The organism is Rhodoferax sp. ZS1R8, from assembly GCF_056521325.1.
Genome location: NZ_JBWMBA010000213.1, coordinates 559 through 1,024, shown reverse-complemented (window position 1 = coordinate 1,024; position 466 = coordinate 559). Strand labels below are relative to the sequence as shown.

General features: G+C 63.7%; 1 protein-coding gene. It reads left to right on the top strand.

The window, feature by feature from the left end; translation table 11 throughout:
- The coding region (locus AC097P_RS25075) for a lysophospholipid acyltransferase family protein (protein WP_479613120.1) at positions 1–420 on the top strand (420 nt) is incomplete at its 5' end.
- Positions 421–466: the final 46 nt, after the last annotated feature.

Sequence of the window (466 nt, the reverse complement as noted above, 5' to 3'; positions counted from 1 at the left end):
GCCAACGCGGCCGATACGCTTTACATCACCCGTGAATCCCGCCGCGACGCCATGCGTGTGGTTCACCAGATGGCCCAGTGCCTGCGCGATGGCGACGTGCTGGCTATCTTCCCCGAAGGTACGACCGGCGACGGCTCCACGCTCTTGCCGTTCCACGCCAATTTACTTCAGGCCGCCATCTCGGCCGATGCACCGGTGCAGCCTGTAGCGCTGCAATTTGCCGATGCAGCCACGGGCCACATCAGTTTTGCGCCCTGTTATGTGGGTGACGACACTTTGTGGCAATCGCTGTGGCGCACCTTGCGAGCCGACAACGTGCAGGCGGTGGTGCAATTTGGTACACCGGAGCGGGCGCAAGGCCGTGACCGCAGGGCCTGGGCCGCCGATTTGCGCGAGACGATTGCGGGGCTACGGGCGTAGGCCGTTTTACCGCGCGTGTTACTGCGGTGCCTTCACAGCCAGGATA